The organism is Francisella noatunensis subsp. noatunensis (assembly GCF_009823375.1).
GTDB lineage: Bacteria > Pseudomonadota > Gammaproteobacteria > Francisellales > Francisellaceae > Francisella > Francisella noatunensis.
The window spans coordinates 1-1,894 of record NZ_WBSX01000169.1 but is presented as its reverse complement, the minus strand read 5'-3'; the positions used below and the strand labels follow the sequence as shown (position 1 = coordinate 1,894).

The window sequence follows — 1,894 nt, the reverse complement described above, 5'->3', positions numbered from 1 at the left end:
AGAGAATTAATGAAATGCTAAATAATGTAACTTTTATTGATGGCATTTCTGAGCATGAAGTTGACAAAATAAAACAGGATAAAAATTATGCCGCTTAATTCCCATACACTAGATTTGACAATAACTCTCATATGCTAGGGGATGCGGCAAGTGATTTCTTCAGTCTCAATGTAGATTATCCATACCCCTTTATGATTTCTGGAGTAACGGTGTTATTTTTCTTATGGATGGAGCATATTGGAGGATCTCTAGCGAAGAATAATAAAGGAAATTTATCCTTCATGGCTATAATGGCAACAATTATGTTATCAATTCATAGTTTCCTTGCGGGTTCGGCTTTAGGAGTATCTCATGAATTTAGTGTAGCAGGTAATAGTTTTATTAGCTATTATAGCTCATAAATGGGCAGCTAGTTTAGCACTATCAATAGTAATAAATAAGTCAAATTTACAATTTTTTATCAGATTCATATTATTTTTTGGTTTTGCTCTTATGGCTCCTTTAGGAGTATTATTTGGTGCAAATATTCAAGAGCATGTAACTAATCCATATATTGAACCAACAATAACCTCAATAGCTGCAGGTACATTTATTTATATGGGAACTCTACATGGATTAGAGAGATCGATACTTATAAAAGATTGTTGTAATACTAAAGAATATACATTTGTTATAATTGGTTTCACTCTTATGGCTATAGTAGCCATTTGGGCTTAAAATTAAACAAGCTTTTAGGTTCTATTAGCCCCTGTAGTATTTATTATCTTTGAAATTCTTACAATAATTAATTGTACCATGCTCTAATATTCCTGATTTAATTCTATCATAGCAACTTTGAGTAGGTGCTGTGACAGTCATCAACATACAATTGCTTGGGTTATCATAGTTATTTGGTACTATATTACTTTGGAATAGCTGATTTGGGAATTTGACTTTTAAACCACTATGAGAGCCGTACCAATCAGTCATTTGATCACCAATAGACATAAGCCAATATACGTTTCTTTGCTCTGATAATGCTTGCCTAAATGAATCTTTATAAGCAACTTTATCATTTGAAGCAGATGCACAAAGGCTATTTTCAATTGAGCCTGACAAAAAAACATATTTATCAATCTGATGATCTGTAAGATTAAGATTATCTTTTAGCCATTTTGCAGTAGTAGTTGCTGAGGCAGTATTACAATATCTGGCAGTTATAAAATAGCAATCAATTCCATCTTTAAAACATTGTTTTTTGACAAAGTCAGTAATATATGGAGCTGGTTTAGTACCTTTGCTATCGTAATCATCATTAAAAGAAGTTAACTCAAGAGTGTTATCAATATCGAACATAATAGCAGGGCGTTTACCACTTTTCTCTATAGCTTTAATAAAGCCAATATCTTTAAATTCATACATTAGATTATCTAAACTATCTACTAATTTTTTTGCGGTTTGGGCATATTGAGAGTTATCTGTATAATCATAACCTGTTTTGCTATCCATATACTTAAATACATCTGAGTTTTTGGTAATATTTGCAGTACATTGTTTAGCATTTTCTGGTAGTTTAAAAGTATCACCATATTGTTCATCAAAAGCAGCTTCAAGCTGTGTAACTTTGCTATAAAGTTCTAATGGATCAACATTGCTTTTGTCATCATTATTTGAACATGATGTCAATATTGTTATGCCTAATCCTAGTATTAACAATGCTTTCGATGTGGCTTTAAGTTTTTGCATAATAGTATATCTCCTTGGTTTAACTAAAATAAAAGCTAGATTGTATTCTCAATGTTTATAGAGATACCAAAATGTACTTCATTAGGTGTCAAGTAATTTAAACATTTCTTAGGTCTATTATTCAAGTCTATCTGTAACTTTCTAATGTATTGATGAGATATATTGTTAA

At 30.8% G+C, this 1,894-nt stretch carries 3 protein-coding genes and 1 pseudogene; 2 read left to right on the top strand and 2 right to left on the bottom strand.

The genetic code is table 11. The annotated features are described in order from the left end of the window. Window positions 1-209 precede the first annotated feature (209 nt). Both F8C69_RS10920 and F8C69_RS10915 read left to right on the top strand, forming a co-directional pair. Window positions 210-401, top strand: coding sequence for a hypothetical protein (locus F8C69_RS10920; protein WP_234393289.1), 192 nt, complete (start codon window positions 210-212; stop codon window positions 399-401). Next, on the top strand, window positions 373-717 hold the full coding sequence (locus tag F8C69_RS10915; RefSeq protein ID WP_307838292.1) for a ZIP family metal transporter: 345 nt from the start codon (window positions 373-375) through the stop codon (window positions 715-717). The genes F8C69_RS10920 and F8C69_RS10915 overlap by 29 nt, the downstream gene beginning before the upstream one ends. A gap of 24 nt (window positions 718-741) precedes the next feature. On the opposite strand, the gene F8C69_RS10030 is transcribed toward F8C69_RS10915, so the two are convergent. Together F8C69_RS10030 and F8C69_RS11540 are read right to left on the bottom strand one after the other, a co-directional pair. Further along, complete coding sequence (locus tag F8C69_RS10030) at window positions 742-1,725, bottom strand: HAD family acid phosphatase (RefSeq protein ID WP_159185034.1); 984 nt, start codon at window positions 1,723-1,725, stop codon at window positions 742-744. A gap of 35 nt (window positions 1,726-1,760) precedes the next feature. Next, window positions 1,761-1,894: pseudogene (locus tag F8C69_RS11540) on the bottom strand (IS30 family transposase); the annotation flags it as partial.